The organism is Ihuprevotella massiliensis, from assembly GCA_900095835.1.
Taxonomy (GTDB): domain Bacteria; phylum Bacteroidota; class Bacteroidia; order Bacteroidales; family Bacteroidaceae; genus Alloprevotella; species Alloprevotella massiliensis.
The window spans coordinates 27,053-46,056 of record LT608321.1 but is presented as its reverse complement, the minus strand read 5'-3'; the positions used below and the strand labels follow the sequence as shown (position 1 = coordinate 46,056).

The window sequence follows — 19,004 nt, the reverse complement described above, 5'->3', positions numbered from 1 at the left end:
TTCTCTTTTCAATTACGAGTCGTACTATAACGGTCTAATAACCGATTTAGGGTTTAATAAACTCTCAAACAACATTACATCATGTCACACAACAATTCTTCAAACAAAGGTAACAACCTCAAATCCCTCCTCGTTCTCGCCGTTGCACTCATCGGAATGAGCATGGCAAGTGCTACACTCAGCAGCTGCGATTTCTTCAAAAGCAGCAAAGGCGAAACAACAGACAGTGCTGCTGCCACCACTCCCGACAGCCTCAGCGCTGACTCTGCCGCTAAAGGCGACAGTGTAAAGGCTACTGAATCAGCAGAAAACACCACTGCTCCACAAGACAAAAAGGAAGTAAAGTAACAAAATAAGTGGTTAGCCACCGCAAAGGTGCATGCGCATAGGGTAATCACCCTTCAGCTACGACCGAAGTGAATGACCACACCCCACTTTCCCTAAGCCTTCGTTTGAACCACACGTAAAAAGAAAGAAGCCGCACCAGCAATGTTCTGGTGCGGCTTCCTTATTTTCGTAATATAGTGGAACGTCAGGGGGCAGACTAGAGAAACATCTTGTTTCGCTCCAGTCTTTGCAGGAATCAAGGATGATAGTATTTTCCTTGCCAGGAATCTCTGCGTCGTAACTCCTTTTCTACAAGGGCTACAAACTCATAGTTTTTGAGTCCCCACTCAGGGGCAAGCAACAAAGCTTGAGGAGAAGAGGAGGTAAAGCGTTCAACAACAAGGTCGGGACGCAACTTTTCGAGAAAATCAACAATGAGAGAAGCATACTCCTCGGCTGTGTACAGATAATAATCAGAGACAAAGGAAGCATCTTGCGAGGCCCGTTCTCGTTGTTGCATAAACTCTCGCGCCATCGCTGTGCCACGAATGATCTGTAATTGGTGAAGTTTGAGCGTATCGATGGGAAGTTGGTTGATTATCTCCGCTTGTTGCACAGTAAACTCCCGTGTTTCTCCTGGAAGTCCCAAGATGAAGTGCGCCCCTACGGGAAGACCACGCTCCGCAGTGCGCTGAATGGTCTCTACTGCACATTGATACGTGTGGCCACGATTGATGCGTTCCAAAGTAACGTCACAAGTGGACTCTACTCCATACTCCACCAGCACAAACTTTTCACGATGCAGCTGTGCGAGATAGTCGAGTAAAGCGTCGGGCATACAGTCAGGGCGCGTGCCAATGACCAAGCCCACCACATCAGACACGGAGAGCGCTTCCTCATACAAGCGCACCAGATGCTCTTGTTCCCCATAAGTATTGGTGTAGGCTTGAAAGTAAGCCAAATACTTCATACGTTTGTCCGCGTCCGACAAATCTTTTCCACGTTGTAGTGCACGCTTTTCCTGTGCACGTCGGAAGAAGGTCTTGCCGCGTTCGAGCTGCGCACGCACACTCTCCTCTGTCGTGCAATAATCAGGGTTGAATGATTGGTTATTACAGTAGGTGCAACCACCACTTCCCACGAGTCCATCTCGATTGGGGCAGGTAAATCCTGCATTGATAGAGATTTTCTGCACCTTAAAAGGAAAATATCGCTCTACAAAGGTGGAGAGTGAGGTATAACGTGGCGTTTGATTCATTGCGTTGTGGGAAGAATAGGACAAAGGCGCTGATTTCTATACCGTAAACTAGGATAGAAAGTTCAGAAAATCCCAGATAACCAAGAGAACTCAACAATAAGAGGGTTCAAAATCAGTTATAAGGGCATTCGAAAATAGCCTTTAATTGGAGAGAAAATAGTAGTTTATCCTACAAAGATACAGATTATCATCCGAAAACTCCTGCTTTTTTTGTAAATTCGCGCTATAGTCCCTCTAGATTCTAAAGTTATTTCCCATGGTTATAGCCCATCTCAATGATAGCGAGCGTTATGCCTCGCTTCACCCTTTGTTTAAGCAGCTTTTTGATTACGTCAAGTCGCACGATCTCTCCCAAGTTCCTGCAGAACGCATCACACTCGATGGAGAACGCCTTTTTATCAATGTTGCTGACCCCACATTGAAAGCTCCAGAAGATCAAGTGCTCGAGGTCCATCGTCGCTACATCGATGTGCATTTCCCCCTCACTGGCGAAGAAACCATGGGTTGGTCGCCCATGAGTGTGCTGACAACCGAGAGTGTAAATCCCTTTAATGAGGAAGACGACTATGCGATTTATGCAGAACAAGCGCAAAGCTATCACACCATCCATCCTGGCGAATTTGCCATCGTATGGCCAGAAGATGCACATGCACCCATCATCGGAAAAGGTACCCTGCGCAAACTCATTGCAAAGGTCCTTATTGACTAATCAAATATAGACAAGAAGTTCACGGAACTTTCTCTTTCAAATACATTTTGCTCATGTTGAACGAACAAGACCATAAGCTCCTTGCTGCCAAAGGCATCACAGAGCAACAACTGAATCAACAGCTTGCCGACCTTCGTGCTGGCTTTCCCTTTCTAGAACTCTCGGCAGCAGCTTCTCTGGACAACGGAGGAATCTATGCTCCTACTCCCGAAGTGCGCAAAGCCTATCTACGTGCATGGCAAGACTATGTGGCTGATGTGGACCACCAAGTGGTTAAATTCGTACCGGCTTCAGGAGCTGCCAGCCGAATGTTCAAAGATCTCTTCACTTTCCTTGATGGGCCAAGCGAAACTCCCGACACGGATTTCATGAAATCTTTCTTTGAACATCTGCCACAAGCGGCTTTCTTGCACGACCTTGACCAAAAGTTGCAAGAACTTCACGGAAAGACGAGTGGACAACTCGTAGCAGAAGGCGATTACAAATCTGTTGTTGCTGCTTTGTTGGGCACTCGAGGCTTAAACTATGGACATCTCCCCAAAGCACTCTTGAAGTTCCACCGCTACGAAGGGGATGTCTCACGCACTCCCTTCGAGGAACACTTGGTAGAAGGTGCTCTCTATGCTAAGAATGCAGAAGGAAAAGTGCAACTTCACTTTACGGTTTCTCCAGAGCATCGCAGCTTGTTTGAAACGCTATCTGCAACAGCAAGCCAACAACTCGGAGCACAATATCAAGCCCAATACGACATTAGCTTCTCGGAACAGAAGTCTTCCACCGACACCATCGCAGCCAATGCCGACGGAACGCCTTTCCGCAATGCAGATGGTAGCCTACTCTTCCGCCCCGGTGGTCATGGTGCATTGATCGAAAACCTCAATGACATCGATGCAGACATTATTTTCGTGAAGACTGTCGACAATGTTTCGCCCGATAGTTTGAAGGAAGACACTGTAACCAACAAACAACTGCTTGCTGGTTTGCTGGTGAACTTGCAAGCGCAAGCCTTTGCTTATCTCGAGGAACTCGAAGAGGGCAACGTCAGCGAGGAGCGTATGCAAGAAATCTTGCACTTCCTCGAAAAAGACTTGCATTGTCAAAGCGATACCGCCCATGGATTGGAAGGGCTAGAGCTGTTAGACTATCTCTACACTCGCCTCAACCGCCCCATCCGCGTGTGTGGCATGGTGCGCAATGTGGGAGAACCTGGTGGCGGTCCGTTCTTGGTTTACAACGCAGATGGCAGCATTTCTCTGCAAATCCTCGAAAGTAGTCAAATCGACATGGACGATCCTGCCAAGAAACGTCTCTTTGAAGAAGGCACTCACTTCAATCCTGTTGATTTAGTTTGTGGTGTGCGCGATTTCAATGGAGAAAAATTCCACCTTCCCGACTTCGTTGACCCAAGTACGGGCTTTATCTCGCACAAATCAAAAGACGGTAAGGAACTTCTTGCCCTCGAGCTACCAGGTTTGTGGAATGGTGCGATGAGCGACTGGAACACGGTATTTGTAGAAGTGCCCCTTTCCACCTTCAATCCTGTCAAGACCGTCAACGACCTCTTCCGTCCTCAACATCAGGTATAACACAGCTAGTCTTCCTTTCTTATGCCCCAACAGATTCGACGCAAAACAGCTCCCAACGATGTTCCTACCCTTCTGTTCGTCATGGTGCTTGTCCTCGTGCAATGGTGCTTTAATTCCACCAGCGCAGTCCTTGGTTCTGCACTCTTAGGCGTAGTGCCAGTGCTGTGTGTCGTCGCTTTTCGTCAGCTTCCTTGGACACGCTTAAGAGGACGTTGGCAATGGCGGAGCATCATGAGCAGTGTTTTAGCCACGGCATTCACCATCACCATTCTTTTTAGATTTGGATATTGGCGATGGTGGTTGTGTGCGGTCCTTCTGATATTCTTCATTATCGACCTCGTCGGTATGCAAATTCATCGCTGGACTAGCCTCCTTATGGCTCTTTTTTGCGCCATTATGGGATGGATTTTGCTGTAACTCCATGCCACAATCATGCATACAGCTACAAACGTCCAAGCAACAGAGACATTGCGGGCATGTCCACTCACGTTGATGGCTATTGCTTTGCAATAATCAGCGACTTTTGTGCAAGCATCATTGAGAGTCGTACCGTCATCTACCACTGATTATCAAAAAAAAGGCTGAGACTCCTTCACGGGTCTCAGCCTTTTTCATATACATCATTGGCGTGCCATCAGAAGACGTAGCACTCCTCTTTCCATTCGTGGAAGCGCTTTACAATTCACTACGCAGTTGCTGAAGGGCAGCTGCGGGATCTGCTTGTGACATCAAGCAATTTCCGAGCAGAACACCATGATAACCGGCAGATTTCAATTTACGAATTTCGTCAGCAGTACGCACACCACCTTCAGCCAATAGTACTTTGTCTTTGGGAAGTTGTGCCACAAGCTGGAGTGAACGTTGAACATCCGCCGTGAAATCTTCCAAGTTGTAGTTCACCACTGCCACAATGTCGGCAGCGGTTTGTGCATAGTTTAATTGATCGGCATTGCGAATAGCTACTACCACTTCTAGACCAATGTTGTGCGCATAAGTCAGAAGTTCAGAGTATTCCTCAAACGAAAGGAAATCAGCATCAAGTTGCACAGCAGAAGCTCCAAAGAGACGAGCCTCCAACAACTGACGTTTGCTGATGATTACATCGTTGCGCAATACGGGAATATTAAAGCCATGACCTTCGATGGTGCCATAAGCCGTGCGAAGAAACGCCAACTTACTATCAAAGAAAGCCTCATTTGTTTGCATAGAAACGGCAGCTGCGCCTGCGCCTGCGAAACCAGGACAAAGCACTTGAGGCACCGCTTCTGCATTCAGCACACCAACACCAGGGCTTTTGCGCTTGAACTCTGCAACTAATCCATAAGCATCGTCTTGAAGAGCCAATTTTAAGGAAGAAGGACTAGCCAACTGCCCATCAGCTTTCATAGCTTCGTAGCGCTCTAAAACAGTTTGCGTGGTTAAAGTGGCTTCGCGTTCGGAAAGTTCTTGACGCTTCTGCTGAAGCATTTGTTCTTTGTAGGACATAATCGTGATAATAGAGAAAATAATATAGAATGAATAATAGAAATATCTAGTTTAGTCTTTCTCAATCAACGCAACACAGTAGGCTGCAATGCCCTCTTCTCGCCCCACAAACCCCATGCGCTCGCTTGTCGTGGCCTTAATCGAAATGGCATCTTCGTCCACTTGCATCAAAGGAGCCAGACATTTGCGCATGGCTTCCACGTGTGGATTGAGTTTGGGACGCTCTGCACAAATCGTGCAGTCTACATTTCCCACGCGATACCCCTTTGTAGCAATGAGTTCAATGGTACGCTGGAGTAGCACCTTACTATCTGCGCCTTTATATTTGGGGTCAGTGTCGGGGAAATGAAAACCGATGTCGCGCATATTAGCGGCACCCAGCACTGCATCACAGATGGCATGGATGAGCACATCGGCGTCGCTATGACCAAGCAACCCAACATGATGGTCGATTTTCACTCCACCCATCCAGAAATCTCTATTTTCAGCTAGACGATGCACGTCATAGCCATAACCTACTCGTATAGTCATTGTTGTAATATGTAGTGTTTGTTGTGGAATGCTCAGAGAGATTTCACCCAATATCTCAAGTCTTATGCAGCATCACTCAGAGCTTCTCCAGCAGTTCAAGGGAAAAAGTTTGCAACTATCGACCACGACGCCCAAAAAGTTCGCGAAGACCATCCATGTCAAAGGAGAGTGTGACACGCAAAGTCTGGTCAAGCGGATTAGAAGGTGTGGTCGCCACCACATATCCTGCGTCGATGTTAAGGACATTCATTTTGAACCCAGCACCAAAAGTGAAGTATTTGCGGTTACCTTGCGCCTCACTTTCATGGTGATAACCACCACGGAGGGCAAACTTATCATTGTAAATGTATTCCGCACCTACACTCCATTGCACTTCTTCAAGTTCGCCCTTGAATCCTCGTTCGCTATCGCTAAAGCTCTTGAAAATACCGGAGATAGGTGAGAGATCATTATAATCAGAAAGCACGCGCTGCTTATAATCTTCGTTGCTCTCACCATCTTGTCGCAATGGCAAAGAAGGAACCAACAACTTATTGGCTTCTGCAGTGATGGCAAACTTATTGTACTCGTCGACAGGAATCAACAAATTCGCACCAAAGCGCAAGTTAGTAGGAATGAAATAGGAGTAATTGCTGCCAAAGTTGATTTTTGAACCGATGTTGCTCACATTCAAACCAAGATTCAGTGCACACTCACGTCGACCGAGGAAAATATAATTGTTCCAATACATTGCAACGTCTGCTGCAAAAGCAGAACCAGGGGTGACGTCGTCTGTATAGTGGCCCGTCAGGTCAGAATACATGTAGCGAAGTGCAACTGCTGCAGAAAATCTTTCAGATAATAGGCGAGAATAAGCCACATCAACGGCATATTCATAAGGTCGCACCACACCAGCCTGGGGAGTAGGAACTTCACCCACGGTGAAATACTTGATAGAACCAGAGACGGCTTGGTAATCTCCCAAACGAGCATAGCCCACAGCATTCACCAAAGCAATACCTTCAGTGAGTTGTCTCAGCCAAGGGGTGTAGTTCATTGCAAAACCTGCACGCGAAACGGTAAAAGGATACTTTGCAGGGTTCCAGTTTTGCGAATGCACGTCGGCTTCTGTGGCAGCACCTACGTCACCCATGGCAGCACCACGCGCATCGGCAGCGATGGTCTGTGAGATAACAGCAGTACGCACTGGGTTGAACTTTTCTTTAATCTCGTTTTGCGCTTGTGCTCCAAGGCAGAAGGCAACTAGAGAGAGGGGAAGGAATATTCTTTTCATTGAAACAATGTGAGGATTCTAAGAATTATGAGGAATGAAGATTTAGGAGCTCATCTCTCGACACAAGCTAAGGTTAACCCAAATCTCCAAGAAAGATAGCTGTCATGCGGACAATCGTTTATTCCACTACGACGAGTTTATAGGAAGCTGTGGACTTTCGTCCATCGGCATAGCGTACTTGCAGGCGACAAATGTATAGTCCTGCGATGAGAGGTGCGCCAGAGTTGCTGCGGAGAGTCCACATTTGTGACCAACTTCCCTGCCCCGCTGCAAGGTTATCTCGATGAGCATAAACAGCTTTACCACTCGCATCTGTCACTTCTAGGAGAAGTTCAACCTCTTGGTCTGAGGCGGGGAAGTTAGCAACGAAGGTTGTAGCTTGTCGAGTGGGATTTTCTGTGGTGGTCAGCGTAGTTTCCGCACCGTTTTGGGCGGAGACGATGAATCGCAAGGTGGTGGTAGTGGCATTGTCATTGACATCCCACACGCGCAATTTGAGCGTATGCTGTCCAGGTGAGAGATTACGGAGGGGATAAACGATTTGTCCACGATTGTAGCTCCCAAGGGAGAAAGTGAAATACTCATTGACACTAACAGAAGGTTCGTTGTCGAGGGTCAACTCCATGTCGTGACCTAGCGAACCTTGGCTGGCATTGATGCCCATATCGTCAGAGATATCAGCAATCAACGTAGCATTCTGACCGACAATGGCATAATCTGCTTGTTCCACTTGGTTCAAATAAGCCACGACTTTGGGAGCAAGTGTGTCGGGAGTGGCACTATTGGCAGTGCCATTAAGATAAAACTGCTCATTGACACCGTTGCATTCCGTCTTTTTATCGTCACTCACGGCATACAGACTGAGACGCGCTGCATCCGTGCTGTAACTAATGTTGCGAGGAACGATAGCAGAGAGGGAGAACTTCCCTTGTTCCACCCGCGCTGTCCCCTTGAAGACCGTGCTTTCTCGTTCGCGGAACGAAAGGGGAAGACGATTTCTCTGGGCTGCACTACCATCGTTATCTTTACATACGATGGTTTCCATACGATCATAAATAGTTGCTGAAAGCAAACCTGAGAAAGCTGCATCTATAGCCCCATTGTCTTGCGCACTAGTCGTGATATGCCCACTAAAACGTGCCACGCTACCAGCCGCCAATTGGACGTTTGTGGTAGAAGTTATGGCTTTTCCGTTAATACTATCGATGACCACGCTACCGGTTGGGATAGACAGTGTCAAAGCTGGGTCGCCAAAGTAAACGTACTTGAGTTTATTGATCGAATTGTCGATTTCTCTGTAACTCTTTCCTGCAGGAGTGAGCAAATCATTCTTGGCTCTGCGCAAGGCTTCTCCCATGGTGATGCGCTTTCCCCTGTCATCGCGTCCTACAACGTAGTAAGCAAAACGACGATTAAGCGCATTGTTTTGAGTGGCATACACAGCTCTTGTGGCGCACATGAAAGCTATGCTACCTCCGTTGGGCTGGTAGAGAAATTCTTCAGCCAGGTTGTCTTCTCGACTGTCGAAGGGATAGATTTCGCAAGATGCCAAAACCCATAGCGACTGCCGAGTGTTGTAAGTTTTTTTGAAATCTTCAAGCGCTAAAGAGGCTTCGTGCGACACTTGAAACGGAGCTCCGTGTCCACTATAGTTGAAGATGGCAGCGCCTTCTTCCATGTGGCGCAAAGCTTGTTGGCGCACCATCGGATAAGTATATCCAATAGCACTGGGCACTCGATTGTAGCGATCCCAATAAATTTTGGAGAGATTGAGGCGATTATTGGAGCCTTGTTGGTATTCCTTTGCCACTCGCTCCGCATCTTCCATGTGTTCGTTGGCATCGCCGTCATCACCGAGCATCACCACATTATTTTTCCACTCGCCAGCATCGACATTCGACAGATAACGCTCCACTTTATCTACCAAGACTTTAGCTTGTTCGTCAGTAATAGCGACCATTCGTCCGGTGGCAAGGTCTGGTTTCTCACGCACTATGGCTTCACCTTCGCCATCATCTAGGAGTGCATAGAAATCATCGGTGATATAACTATTCACCGTTCCGATACTATAGTTAGAAGCATCCTGTTCGTAGGCTAACAAATAGTCATCGGGGTTCTGGCGCCTCCAATCATCAGTGAGAAATCTATTGTCCCACGGACTTTTCCCAAGGAGGAGGACATAGCGCGGTGCGGAGATATTTTCATCGGCTCGGTCATAGAGCATCTTCAAATACCGACGATAGGCGTTGGCATCGGGAGTACCAGAAGAGAACTCATTATATAATTGATCGGCACGCACCACTTTGACCGTCATTCCGCTGTGTTGTCGGTGTAGCGCTGCGAGACGTTCTGCCTGCTGTGTGAGTTTTCCGCTGGCTGGTACGATAATCACATAGTCAATACCAGAATCTGCATGAAGATTCTGCGCTGCTACCTCGCCCACCAACTGCGGATCGGGATAAGGCTCGGAAGTATTGAAAGCCACAAATCGACGTTGTGGAGTGTCAGTGGTGAAAGTGGCACGCCCCTCTGAAAGATGGGTGAGCGGAACTTCAGCTGTGGGACTTCCTAGTTGGCCGATGCGCCATAATCTTGTTGAAGCTGTTGCAGCTTGCACAGAGAGTGTGGTCACCCCAGTGGACTTTGGTGAAAAGCTATAAGGAATAGCCTGCACTTTCAACAAACGAGGATATGAGATTCTCACAAAATCCATGCGGGCACTATTGCCTGCAGTGGTAGTCACCACAAAGCTGTTGGCTCCCTCTTGAATGTTGTGACGAAAACTTTTGGTGTCGAGGGTCGCACTTGAAGTAAGGGTGTTGAAGGCTGTTGCAGAAAGTTGCCCTAAACGAGCACCATTCAATTGCACCTCTGCTGTAGTGGTAGAAGTAGAAGAAGCAGCTGCAAAGGAAACCTCGACGGGAACTTCTCCAGCATCTTCTGCTAAATCAGCCACATTGACGTTAAATGTCTTTTGATTATGAGTGGCAAAGTCATGCCCGTCAAACATTCGACGACCACCTTGATACAATCCTGCCTGATCTTCATCCCAGATGGCTGCAAAGGGCACGCGATCTAACGTTGTGGCTGCGTCGGATTCTACCGTAGCTAGAGCACTGATGCGCAAAGGTGCGTCGCCCTCGGTGAGGAAGTAATAGCTGTAGCGCGAATAATAGTTGTTGGAGTGTGACCACTTGCCAGTACTTTGGTTGTAATTGCGTCGTTGTGTACCTTCTGCCCAAAAAAGAAGCTGATTGCCCTCGCGCAAAGTGGGTACTTCCACAAGATCATCGGGCACACGTTGTGATTCCACGGATTCGCTCTCCGTGTCAAACAACAGTCGTTCGTCTTGTTGCAGTCCACCATAACCAAAGACTTTCACACGTTCGGGCTGAGAAAAGCCTGCCCTTCGCAAAAAATCGGCAGAAAGATTGTAGATGCCTTCACGCTCTACACGAATCTTCACCCAGCGTCCTTGATTAAGCACAGAAGATGAAGCCCAACGCTGCTGCCCCTCTGCCGCGGCACGAGTAGCCGTTGCCGCTTGGGGTATCAAAACGGAATTAGCAACATGAAAGGATGTTGCCTGTGTCACTGATTGTGTACGCAAAGAAGGGGCAGAAAAACCTTGTTTTTCAGCCGAAGGTGCACTCACTACTTTGAGTTTGCAAGAGGTGATGCGAAGCCATTTGCCGTCTTTGTAGACAAAAGGCACAAAGGTGACTACCAACCGTTTGCGCTTTTGTTCTACCACAGCCGAAATTTCCAACTTTGGCTGCGACACTCTGCCCACTTCACGCTCCATCTTATTCACCCACTTGCGTTCTTCTGAAGATAGAGGTGCATATTCTGGATAAACCAAGGTCACTTCGTGCTGCAAATTGCCCTGCTCCACTGCGAGTTCTTGAGTGAAGAGCGGCAAACTGTCGCTCACCACATAGTCTGCAGTGGAGATATGCACAAATTCGCTCTGCGCCATCAGAGAAAGGGGCGCAAAGGCGAGGAATGTCCATAGAAGGTGCGGATGATTCATTGCGAGATTTATGAAAATAGAATGGATGCGCGATACGAAAAAGGTGGTGGTGTGGCGACAACAATGCTAGATCTAACCAGAAATATCGGAGCTAAACAAAGAATCTCCGACATTTTCAAAAAAAAGCTCGGAGTTTTTTTTCAGAACTACGGATTATCTTCTGGAAGAAGTCGAAAATAGAGGAAATCGTCTATGCCTTTCGCAATGAAAAGATAGATAGATTTGTCCTAACCTGCAGGCTTTCCTATTTGACATTAAAGGAAAGCACTCGAATGTCGCCAAGGTAAGTTTCGACCTTATGGTCGGGAGTGATGAAAATGGGGGCAGTGGGCGCTCCCATCAAGAAGATGTCACCACGACGCAGGGTGAAATATTGGCTCACTTCTGCAATGACCTGATCAACATGGTGCAACCACTGGGCTGTGCTGCCTGACATTTGTTCTTCACCATCAACGCGCAAACTGAAGTCTAGTTGAGATACAGTGGAAGGGGCTATTTCTACAAACTCTCCCAAGGGAGTGGCATTGTCAAAACCTAAGGCTGCATCCCAAGGTAATCCGAGCTTTTGAGTCTTTTCCCACAAAGCAGGTGCAATAAAGTGAGGCATCACCGTAGCAGCATCATAATAGCGAGAAGCAAATCGCGCAGAAATATGACGTCCCAAACGACAAATGCGCACGGCTAAATGCACTTCTAACTGTGCAGGATTGGCATAATCAGGTAGAAACACGGGTTTACCATTGCGCTGCAAGGAAGTCTCAGGCAACGTGTAGTAAATAAGATCCGAAGGTGCTGAGGAAACAACACCTCGTTCTGATAACGCAGAAAATGAATAGTTATTGTGTAGAACGAGAATCGTCATATCGTAAAACTACATTGCGACTTGCGCAGTAGAAAGTATGGGAGGGCTAGGGAAAAACAAATGCTGCAAGCCTTAAAACAGCGACTTCGCAAAAAACTCTCTGGCACGAGGTGTATTGCTCGCAGCCAGAGAGTTGAAGAGATAATGGATAAGTGGATTTAGAACGCTGCGGACTTTGGCGTGCGAGGGAAAGGAATCACGTCGCGAATGTTCTGCATGCCAGTCACAAAGAGGATGAGACGCTCGAAACCTAAGCCAAATCCAGCATGAGGACATGAACCGAACTTGCGGATGTCGAGATACCACCAGATGTCTTTGTGAGGTACACCCATTTCATCGGCACGCGCCAAAAGCTTATCGTGGTCTTCTTCACGCACAGAACCACCTATGATTTCTCCAATTTGAGGGAAGAGTACGTCGGTGCCTTGTACGGTCTTGCCATCTTCGTTGGTCTTCATGTAGAAAGACTTGATTTCCTTGGGATAATCAGTGAGGATGACGGGCTTCTTGAAGTGTTCTTCCACGAGATAACGCTCGTGTTCGGAAGCCAAGTCGCAACCCCAAGATACGGGGAACTCAAACTTCTTACCCTTTGCCACAGCAGCTTCGAGCAATTCGATACCTTCAGTGTAAGTGAGACGCACAAATTCGGTATCTACTACAGAACGAAGACGCTCGAGAAGCGTGTTATCGATCATCTTGTTAAGGAATTCGAGATCTTCCATGCAGTTGTCGAGTGCCCAACGCACGCAATACTTGATGAAATCTTCTTCCAAATCCATCAATCCTTGGAGATCCATGAAAGCAACTTCAGGCTCGATCATCCAGAACTCTGCCAAGTGGCGAGGAGTGTTGGAATTTTCGGCACGGAAGGTAGGACCAAAAGTGTAGATTGCACCCAAAGCCGTTGCGCCCAACTCACCTTCTAGCTGACCAGACACTGTGAGACAAGTAGATTCTCCGAAGAAATCATCAGAATAGTCGATGTGACCTTCTTCATCCTTCTTCAAATCGTAAAGATTCTTTGTGGTGACTTGGAACATCTGCCCAGCTCCTTCAGCATCGCTGGAAGTGATAATGGGAGTGTGGAAGTAGAAGTAGCCATGTTCATGGAAATAGCGGTGAATCGCCATTGCCATGTGGTGACGAATGCGGAAGATGGCACCAAAAGTGTTGGTACGGAGACGAAGATGTGCGTGTTGGCGCATATATTCAAACGTCTGGCCTTTCTTCTGCATGGGATAGTCGTTGCCACAAGCTCCGAGCACTTCGATGGCTGAGGCTTGGATTTCTGCAGCTTGACCGCCACCTTGGCTAGCTACGAGCGTACCTTCTACGCTCAAGCAAGCACCTGTGGTAATGAGCTTCAGAAGTTCGGGGTCGAACTTCTCCACATCGGCTACAATTTGCACGTTGCTCAGGCACGAACCGTCGTTGAGCGCAATGAAGTTTACGCTTTTACTACCACGACGAGTGCGCACCCATCCTTTCACGCATACTTCTGCGCCAAAGTCGGTACGGGCCAAAAGGTCCTTTATCTTGGTTCTTTCCATGAGGTTGGGATAAGTTGTTCTAGAGATATAGGGAAGTTCCTACAACAAGTAGCGTTGCACAGCTCTACACTCTCCAATCTCTAATGCCAGAATGAACGACACCCAGGAGAGGATGCTATAAATCAGTCACAACTACTTGCTTCGGAAATAATGGGAATTCGCAAATTATTCGAACGAACCCATACGAAGCATGCGTACTTCTTCCTCAGTGAGGAAACGCCAGTCGCCACGCTTCACGTTTTTCTTGGTCAATCCTGCGAAATACACGCGGTCGAGCTTCACGACATTGTAGCCGAGGCTCGCAAAGATACGACGCACGATACGGTTCTTACCAGAGTGAATTTCAATACCTACTTGCTTCTTGTCTGTTTCGCTTGCATAGTCCACAGCATCTGCACGGATGTCACCGTCTTCGAGGGTGATACCCTCTGCAATCTGGCGCAAATCGGCAGCGGTGACGTTGCGATCAAGATAAACATGGTAGATTTTCTTCTTCAAGAACTTAGGATGGGTGAGCTTAGAAGCCATTTCACCATCATTCGTAAGGAGAAGCACACCAGTAGTGTTGCGGTCGAGGCGACCTACGGGGTAGATACGCTCCATACAAGCATTTCGCACGAGGTCCATCACCGTCTTGCGGTTTTGAGGATCTTCGCTAGTTGTCACGTAACCCTTGGGCTTATTGAGCAACACATAGATTTTCTTCTCGGCCTTCACTTGTTGGTCGTGGAAGAGAATGGTGTCGGTGCGGAGCACTTTGTGACCGAGTTCGGTGATGACTTCACCATTAACCTTCACCACACCTGCTTCGATATACTTATCTGCATCGCGACGAGAGCAAACTCCTGCGTTGGCCAGGAACTTGTTCAAGCGGATAGGCTTCGTAGGATCATAAGCTTCTTCTTTGTATTCTATACGACGCTTGCCAGGGTTGGAGAACTTGTTGTAGCCACCACCGCGGTTGAAACCACCTTGTCCGCCACGATTGTAGCCACCTTGTTGGCGATTGCCGTAGTTTCCACCACGATTACCATAACCACCTCCGTTGTTGCCATTACCATAGCTAGGACGGCCATATTCGCCGCCTTGAGCACCGTAACCACTTGACTGACGTTGGTAGCCGCCTTGTTGACGGTTGCCGTAGCTTCCACCACGATTGCCATAACCGCCTTCGTTGCGTTGGTAGCCACCGCCTTGTGCATTGTAACCGCCTTGCTGACGATTACCGTAGCTGCCGCCACGATTGTAACCGCCATTCCCACGATTATAGCCGCCGCTTTGGCGTTCGCCATAACCGCCTTGACGATCATTATAGTTATTGCTACCGCGATTGTAGCCGCGATTGCCATTATTACTGTTGTAGCTAGAATGTCCGCCATAAGTTTGGCGTTCCGCATTGTTTCCCTCACGGGTAAAACGCGGACGGGGAGAACGGTTTTCGTTGCGTCCTCCGTTAGACGAAGTGTAGCCCTCGCGGCGGCCTCCGTCGTAATTGTGCTGATCGTAATCGCTCATTGCTTTTATAAATTTAGAATGTACTTTGTATTGATGTTGAGAAAGTCGACCTCACGGCCGAGAAAGGATAGAGAGTACGAAGAACTTTTGAGAATAGTGCGTTATTGTGTGTCTGTTCACTTCATGATATAGATGTGTATGCACGATGTCACGAGCATCTATAATAGTATTCCAAAAGAATTTCGCCCTTCTATTAGACAGTGTACTCACGCATCATGGGAACAAGCCCCACGATGCGTGGAAAGTTCGTTGTCAACCTCTTTAAATACCAGTGTAGTTATGAGGAGTGATTTTGTGCAATTCAGCTTTGATTTCATCGCTCACCTCGAGTGTGTCGATAAACTCAGAGATGCTTTGCTCTGTGATAGCAGCATTCGTGCGCGTAAGTGCCTTGAGTGCTTCATAAGGATGAGGATAGGCTTCGCGACGAAGGATGGTTTGAATCGCTTCTGCGCAAACAGCCCAGTTATGCTCGAGGTCAGCAGCCAAAGTTTCCTCACGGAGCAACAATTTGCCGAGCCCCTTGAGCGTAGATGAGAAAGCGATGAGCGCATGTCCCATGGGCACACCCACATTGCGCAAGACAGTTGAGTCTGTCAAGTCACGCTGCAAACGGCTGATTGGCAATTTCATGCTAAGATGCTCAAGAATTGCGTTGGCAACTCCCAAGTTACCTTCAGAGTTCTCAAAGTCGATAGGATTCACCTTGTGAGGCATCGCACTAGAACCCACTTCTCCAGCCTTAATCTTCTGTTTGAAGTATTCCATCGACACATATTGCCAGAAGTCTCTATCGAGGTCGATGAGAATCGTATGGATGCGACGCATGGCATCAAACACTGCAGCAAGGTTGTCGTAGTTGGCAATCTGAGTGGTGTAGGATTCGCGCACAAGTCCGAGCTTTTCAGCTACAAACTTATTACCAAAGTCTGCCCAGTCGATATGAGGATAAGCCACGTGGTGCGCATTGAAGTTACCAGTTGCCCCCCCAAACTTACCACTCAAAGGCACAGCCTTGAGTTGATTGAGCTGTTGTTCCAAACGATAACCAAAGACACGCACTTCCTTACCTAAGCGAGTAGGTGAAGCAGGCTGTCCATGGGTCTTCGCCAACATGGGGATATCTTTCCACTCTTCCGCACGCTGATTCACTGCATCAATGACTTCTTGTAAGAGAGGTACATAGACCTTGTCAAGGCTATCCTTGAGCATCAAAGGGAAAGCTGTGTTGTTGATATCTTGTGACGTTAGACCGAAGTGGATAAACTCCTTATAGGCTTCCAAACCACCGATTTTGTCGAATTCTTCTTTGATGAAGTATTCAATCGCTTTGACATCATGGTTGGTCACAGACTCAATGGCTTTGACACGCGCTGCGTCTTCTTCAGAGAAGTTTTCGTAGATAGCGCGGAATCGGGGGAAGAGGCTCTGGTCGCAATCAGCCAACTGTGGCAAAGGTAGCTCACAAAGCGTGATGAAATACTCAATTTCTACACGCACACGATACTTCATCAGAGCATACTCTGAGAAATAAGGGGCAAGAGCTTCGGTTTTGCTACGGTAACGTCCATCAATGGGCGACACTGCTGTGAGGATATCTAATTCCATGGGAGAGATAGATTATGTTGGGGGATTTGAAGTAACTTGGGGAACAAACAGCGGAAGAGCCCTTATCTACATTATATATAATAGGAGAAGATTATATATAAAAGGAGAAGTTTACGGTTCTTCCCATACTGTCGCATCTATATTGACATAAGCTCAACGTAATCGCCAGCGATCTTTGACCCAGACAAAAGATAATAGCACTTCTTCATGGGTTTGATTGCGATAGTTGACACGCAGCGTCACGTTGGTTTGCCGTCCATCTGCAGAGGGTGTTAGTTTCACCACACGTGCAGAAGCGACACCGCCCATCTTTTCTTGTTGCAAAACAGCGTGTTGCTTGTGCAAATCAGCCATTTGCTTGCGATAATCTTCGGGGGTGTTATCACAAGAAGCCATCTCTGCGACGTAAGCTGCATACTGCCCCTGCTGATACAAGCCATACACACGCTCCACTTCTGCACTTTCGAGAGGTGGAATCTGCAAGGCTGTTGTTTCCGACTTAGCAGAAGTGCAGGCAGAAATCAAGATGCAGCAGAAAAGATAGCTGAACCGCAAGAACTGACGCATAGTCGTTTATTTCTGACGAATGAAGATATTGATAGGACAACCGCTAAAATCCCAATACTCACGAATCTTGTTTTCTAAGAAACGCTTATAAGGATCGCGCACATATTGTGGCAAGTTAGCGTAGAACACGAAGGTTGGGATCTGGGTATCACGGATTTGTGCGCAATACTTAATCTTGATATACTTACCCTTAATTGATGGAGGTGGGTAAGCCTCAATGAGGGGTAGCAATCGCTCGTTGAGGGCAGCAGTACCAACGTGGCGTTTACGGTTGAGATAAACTTCTTTCGCTGTTTCAAGCACTCTAAAGATGCGTTGTTTAGTCAGTGCAGAAGAGAAGATAATGGGGAAGTCAGTGAAAGGCGCCATACGTTCACGGATGGTATCTTCGAAGTGTGAAATCACCTTTTGCGTCTTTTCCTCCACGGTATCCCATTTGTTCACCACCACAACAAGGCTCTTATTGTTGCGTTGAACAAGCTGGAAGATATTCATATCTTGTGATTCAATACCACGTGTGGCATCGATAAGAAGAATACAAACGTCAGAATTTTCAATAGCGCGGATAGAACGCATCACACTATAGAATTCCAAGTCTTCAGACACCTTATTCTTCTTACGGATACCCGCGGTATCTACCAAATAAAAGTCGAAACCAAACTTGTCATAACGCGTGAGAATAGAGTCGCGAGTGGTACCAGCAATATCAGTAACAATGTGACGATCTTCACCAATGAAGGCATTAATAAGTGAGCTCTTACCCGCATTTGGGCGGCCCACTACAGAGAAGCGAGGAATATTTTCCTCACCTTCTTCTTGATTCTTCGTAGGAAGTTCAGCAAGAATCAAATCGAGCAAATCGCCAGTCCCACTACCTGTAGCAGCAGACACACAATAAGGCTCACCCAAACCCAAAGCATAGAACTCGGGAGCTCCATAACGGTCCTCGTTTTGATCGGTTTTATTGGCACAAAGAATGACAGGAGTTTTGGCGCGGCGCAAGATTTGTGCCACTTGTGTATCTAAGTCTGTGATGCCGTTTTGCACATCAACGACAAAAAGAATGAGGTCCGCCTCTTCAGTAGCCAAGACTACTTGCTTACGGATTTCTTCCTCAAAAATATCGTCGGAGTTTACGACCCAACCACCCGTGTCCACGAGCGAGAATTCGCGCGTACCCCACTCCACCTTACCATATTGGCGGTCACGTGTAGTACCTGCTTCATCACTAACGATGGCTTGGCGCGTTCCGGTGAGTCGATTAAAAAGCGTGGATTTGCCCACATTGGGGCGTCCCACGATAGCTACTAAATTAGACATTCGTTATAACGTTTCTTTTCGGTAATAGGGAGCACAGCCTCACGGCTTTCTCCACGATTTAATTATGCGCGCAAAGATACGGAATAATATGGACTATCGCAAATTTTCAGCGGCATATTCCACAAAAGACTCAGGAATATCAAAGAAATCTCTTCAATTTGGCAAAACAGGACTAAAAATAGTAGTCAGACCTTTCATTATGACCATTTCAGCAACTCCGACCTTTCAACAAAATCCCAAGGTCTTTTCAAGAGTTTCTCCATTCTTTCAACAGGCATTTGCGCTTGCTTTCAGATAGATTACACGTAAAACACTCACGTCACTCGCAAGATTGAAGGACATAACAAAGAGATTGTCTCTTTCGTGCCGCAGAAGTG

General features: G+C 47.4%; 16 protein-coding genes. 5 read left to right on the top strand and 11 right to left on the bottom strand.

Annotated elements, in window-relative coordinates; translation table 11 throughout:
* Positions 1-81 precede the first annotated feature (81 nt).
* The gene (locus BQ2633_RS00250) at positions 82-348 is read left to right on the top strand and encodes a hypothetical protein (RefSeq protein ID WP_075564481.1); all 267 of its coding nucleotides are present in this window, start codon (positions 82-84) and stop codon (positions 346-348) included.
* Positions 349-583: 235 nt separating this feature from the next.
* On the opposite strand, the gene mnmL is transcribed toward BQ2633_RS00250, so the two are convergent.
* Positions 584-1,585: a tRNA modification radical SAM protein MnmL/YtqA gene (gene mnmL / locus BQ2633_RS00245; protein ID WP_075564480.1), complete on the bottom strand. Its 1,002-nt coding sequence runs from the start codon at positions 1,583-1,585 to the stop codon at positions 584-586.
* A gap of 256 nt (positions 1,586-1,841) precedes the next feature.
* Between mnmL and BQ2633_RS00240 the strand changes: the two genes are divergently transcribed.
* The 3 genes from BQ2633_RS00240 to BQ2633_RS00230 are packed head-to-tail and all read left to right on the top strand — an operon-like array spanning position 1,842 to position 4,297.
* Positions 1,842-2,294 (top strand): NanQ anomerase/TabA/YiaL family protein, encoded by a 453-nt coding sequence (locus BQ2633_RS00240; RefSeq protein WP_075564479.1) that lies wholly within the window; start codon positions 1,842-1,844, stop codon positions 2,292-2,294.
* A gap of 53 nt (positions 2,295-2,347) precedes the next feature.
* The gene (locus BQ2633_RS00235) at positions 2,348-3,880 is read left to right on the top strand and encodes a DUF4301 family protein (protein WP_075564478.1); all 1,533 of its coding nucleotides are present in this window, start codon (positions 2,348-2,350) and stop codon (positions 3,878-3,880) included.
* A gap of 21 nt (positions 3,881-3,901) precedes the next feature.
* Positions 3,902-4,297 (top strand): hypothetical protein, encoded by a 396-nt coding sequence (locus BQ2633_RS00230; RefSeq protein WP_075564477.1) that lies wholly within the window; start codon positions 3,902-3,904, stop codon positions 4,295-4,297.
* Positions 4,298-4,555: 258 nt separating this feature from the next.
* On the opposite strand, the gene BQ2633_RS00225 is transcribed toward BQ2633_RS00230, so the two are convergent.
* The 10 genes from BQ2633_RS00225 to der form a co-directional block, all read right to left on the bottom strand.
* Positions 4,556-5,365, bottom strand: a complete 810-nt coding sequence (locus BQ2633_RS00225; protein ID WP_075564476.1) for an indole-3-glycerol phosphate synthase TrpC — start codon at positions 5,363-5,365, stop codon at positions 4,556-4,558.
* A 51-nt stretch (positions 5,366-5,416) separates the two neighbouring features.
* Positions 5,417-5,896 carry a 2-C-methyl-D-erythritol 2,4-cyclodiphosphate synthase gene (ispF, locus tag BQ2633_RS00220; RefSeq protein ID WP_075564475.1) on the bottom strand — a complete coding sequence of 160 codons (480 nt, stop codon included), beginning with the start codon at positions 5,894-5,896 and terminating at the stop codon, positions 5,417-5,419.
* Positions 5,897-6,011: 115 nt separating this feature from the next.
* Entirely contained in the window at positions 6,012-7,169 is a 1,158-nt protein-coding gene (porV, locus tag BQ2633_RS00215) for a type IX secretion system outer membrane channel protein PorV (RefSeq protein WP_075564474.1), read from the bottom strand.
* 118 nt (positions 7,170-7,287) lie between these two features.
* Complete coding sequence (porU, locus tag BQ2633_RS00210) at positions 7,288-11,202, bottom strand: type IX secretion system sortase PorU (protein WP_083233875.1); 3,915 nt, start codon at positions 11,200-11,202, stop codon at positions 7,288-7,290.
* Between the two features lie 244 nt (positions 11,203-11,446).
* Positions 11,447-12,064, bottom strand: a complete 618-nt coding sequence (locus BQ2633_RS00200) for a fumarylacetoacetate hydrolase family protein (RefSeq protein WP_075564471.1) — start codon at positions 12,062-12,064, stop codon at positions 11,447-11,449.
* 158 nt (positions 12,065-12,222) lie between these two features.
* Positions 12,223-13,617 carry an asparagine--tRNA ligase gene (gene asnS / locus BQ2633_RS00195; RefSeq protein ID WP_075564470.1) on the bottom strand — a complete coding sequence of 465 codons (1,395 nt, stop codon included), beginning with the start codon at positions 13,615-13,617 and terminating at the stop codon, positions 12,223-12,225.
* A gap of 165 nt (positions 13,618-13,782) precedes the next feature.
* Entirely contained in the window at positions 13,783-15,132 is a 1,350-nt protein-coding gene (locus tag BQ2633_RS00190; protein ID WP_075564469.1) for a pseudouridine synthase, read from the bottom strand.
* A 261-nt stretch (positions 15,133-15,393) separates the two neighbouring features.
* Positions 15,394-16,740, bottom strand: a complete 1,347-nt coding sequence (gene purB / locus BQ2633_RS00185) for an adenylosuccinate lyase (RefSeq protein WP_075564468.1) — start codon at positions 16,738-16,740, stop codon at positions 15,394-15,396.
* Positions 16,741-16,893: 153 nt separating this feature from the next.
* Positions 16,894-17,307 (bottom strand): hypothetical protein, encoded by a 414-nt coding sequence (locus BQ2633_RS00180; RefSeq protein WP_075564467.1) that lies wholly within the window; start codon positions 17,305-17,307, stop codon positions 16,894-16,896.
* A 6-nt stretch (positions 17,308-17,313) separates the two neighbouring features.
* Complete coding sequence (der, locus tag BQ2633_RS00175; protein ID WP_075564466.1) at positions 17,314-18,627, bottom strand: ribosome biogenesis GTPase Der; 1,314 nt, start codon at positions 18,625-18,627, stop codon at positions 17,314-17,316.
* 88 nt (positions 18,628-18,715) lie between these two features.
* Between der and BQ2633_RS00170 the strand changes: the two genes are divergently transcribed.
* Entirely contained in the window at positions 18,716-18,925 is a 210-nt protein-coding gene (locus tag BQ2633_RS00170) for a hypothetical protein (protein ID WP_141700091.1), read from the top strand.
* Positions 18,926-19,004: the final 79 nt, after the last annotated feature.

Excerpts from the sequence above, each read along its gene's own strand:
- BQ2633_RS00235 (WP_075564478.1), top strand. The coding sequence starts at position 2,348 with ATGTTGAACGAACAAGACCATAAGCTCCTTGCTGCCAAAGGCATCACA.
- porV (WP_075564474.1), bottom strand. The coding sequence starts at position 7,169 with ATGAAAAGAATATTCCTTCCCCTCTCTCTAGTTGCCTTCTGCCTTGGA.
- BQ2633_RS00250 (WP_075564481.1), top strand. The coding sequence starts at position 82 with ATGTCACACAACAATTCTTCAAACAAAGGTAACAACCTCAAATCCCTC.
- asnS (WP_075564470.1), bottom strand. The coding sequence starts at position 13,617 with ATGGAAAGAACCAAGATAAAGGACCTTTTGGCCCGTACCGACTTTGGC.
- BQ2633_RS00190 (WP_075564469.1), bottom strand. The coding sequence starts at position 15,132 with ATGAGCGATTACGATCAGCACAATTACGACGGAGGCCGCCGCGAGGGC.
- BQ2633_RS00170 (WP_141700091.1), top strand. The coding sequence starts at position 18,716 with ATGGACTATCGCAAATTTTCAGCGGCATATTCCACAAAAGACTCAGGA.
- BQ2633_RS00230 (WP_075564477.1), top strand. The coding sequence starts at position 3,902 with ATGCCCCAACAGATTCGACGCAAAACAGCTCCCAACGATGTTCCTACC.
- porU (WP_083233875.1), bottom strand. The coding sequence starts at position 11,202 with ATGAATCATCCGCACCTTCTATGGACATTCCTCGCCTTTGCGCCCCTT.
- BQ2633_RS00180 (WP_075564467.1), bottom strand. The coding sequence starts at position 17,307 with ATGCGTCAGTTCTTGCGGTTCAGCTATCTTTTCTGCTGCATCTTGATT.
- BQ2633_RS00200 (WP_075564471.1), bottom strand. The coding sequence starts at position 12,064 with ATGACGATTCTCGTTCTACACAATAACTATTCATTTTCTGCGTTATCA.
- BQ2633_RS00240 (WP_075564479.1), top strand. The coding sequence starts at position 1,842 with ATGGTTATAGCCCATCTCAATGATAGCGAGCGTTATGCCTCGCTTCAC.
- ispF (WP_075564475.1), bottom strand. The coding sequence starts at position 5,896 with ATGACTATACGAGTAGGTTATGGCTATGACGTGCATCGTCTAGCTGAA.
- BQ2633_RS00225 (WP_075564476.1), bottom strand. The coding sequence starts at position 5,365 with ATGTCCTACAAAGAACAAATGCTTCAGCAGAAGCGTCAAGAACTTTCC.
- mnmL (WP_075564480.1), bottom strand. The coding sequence starts at position 1,585 with ATGAATCAAACGCCACGTTATACCTCACTCTCCACCTTTGTAGAGCGA.
- der (WP_075564466.1), bottom strand. The coding sequence starts at position 18,627 with ATGTCTAATTTAGTAGCTATCGTGGGACGCCCCAATGTGGGCAAATCC.
- purB (WP_075564468.1), bottom strand. The coding sequence starts at position 16,740 with ATGGAATTAGATATCCTCACAGCAGTGTCGCCCATTGATGGACGTTAC.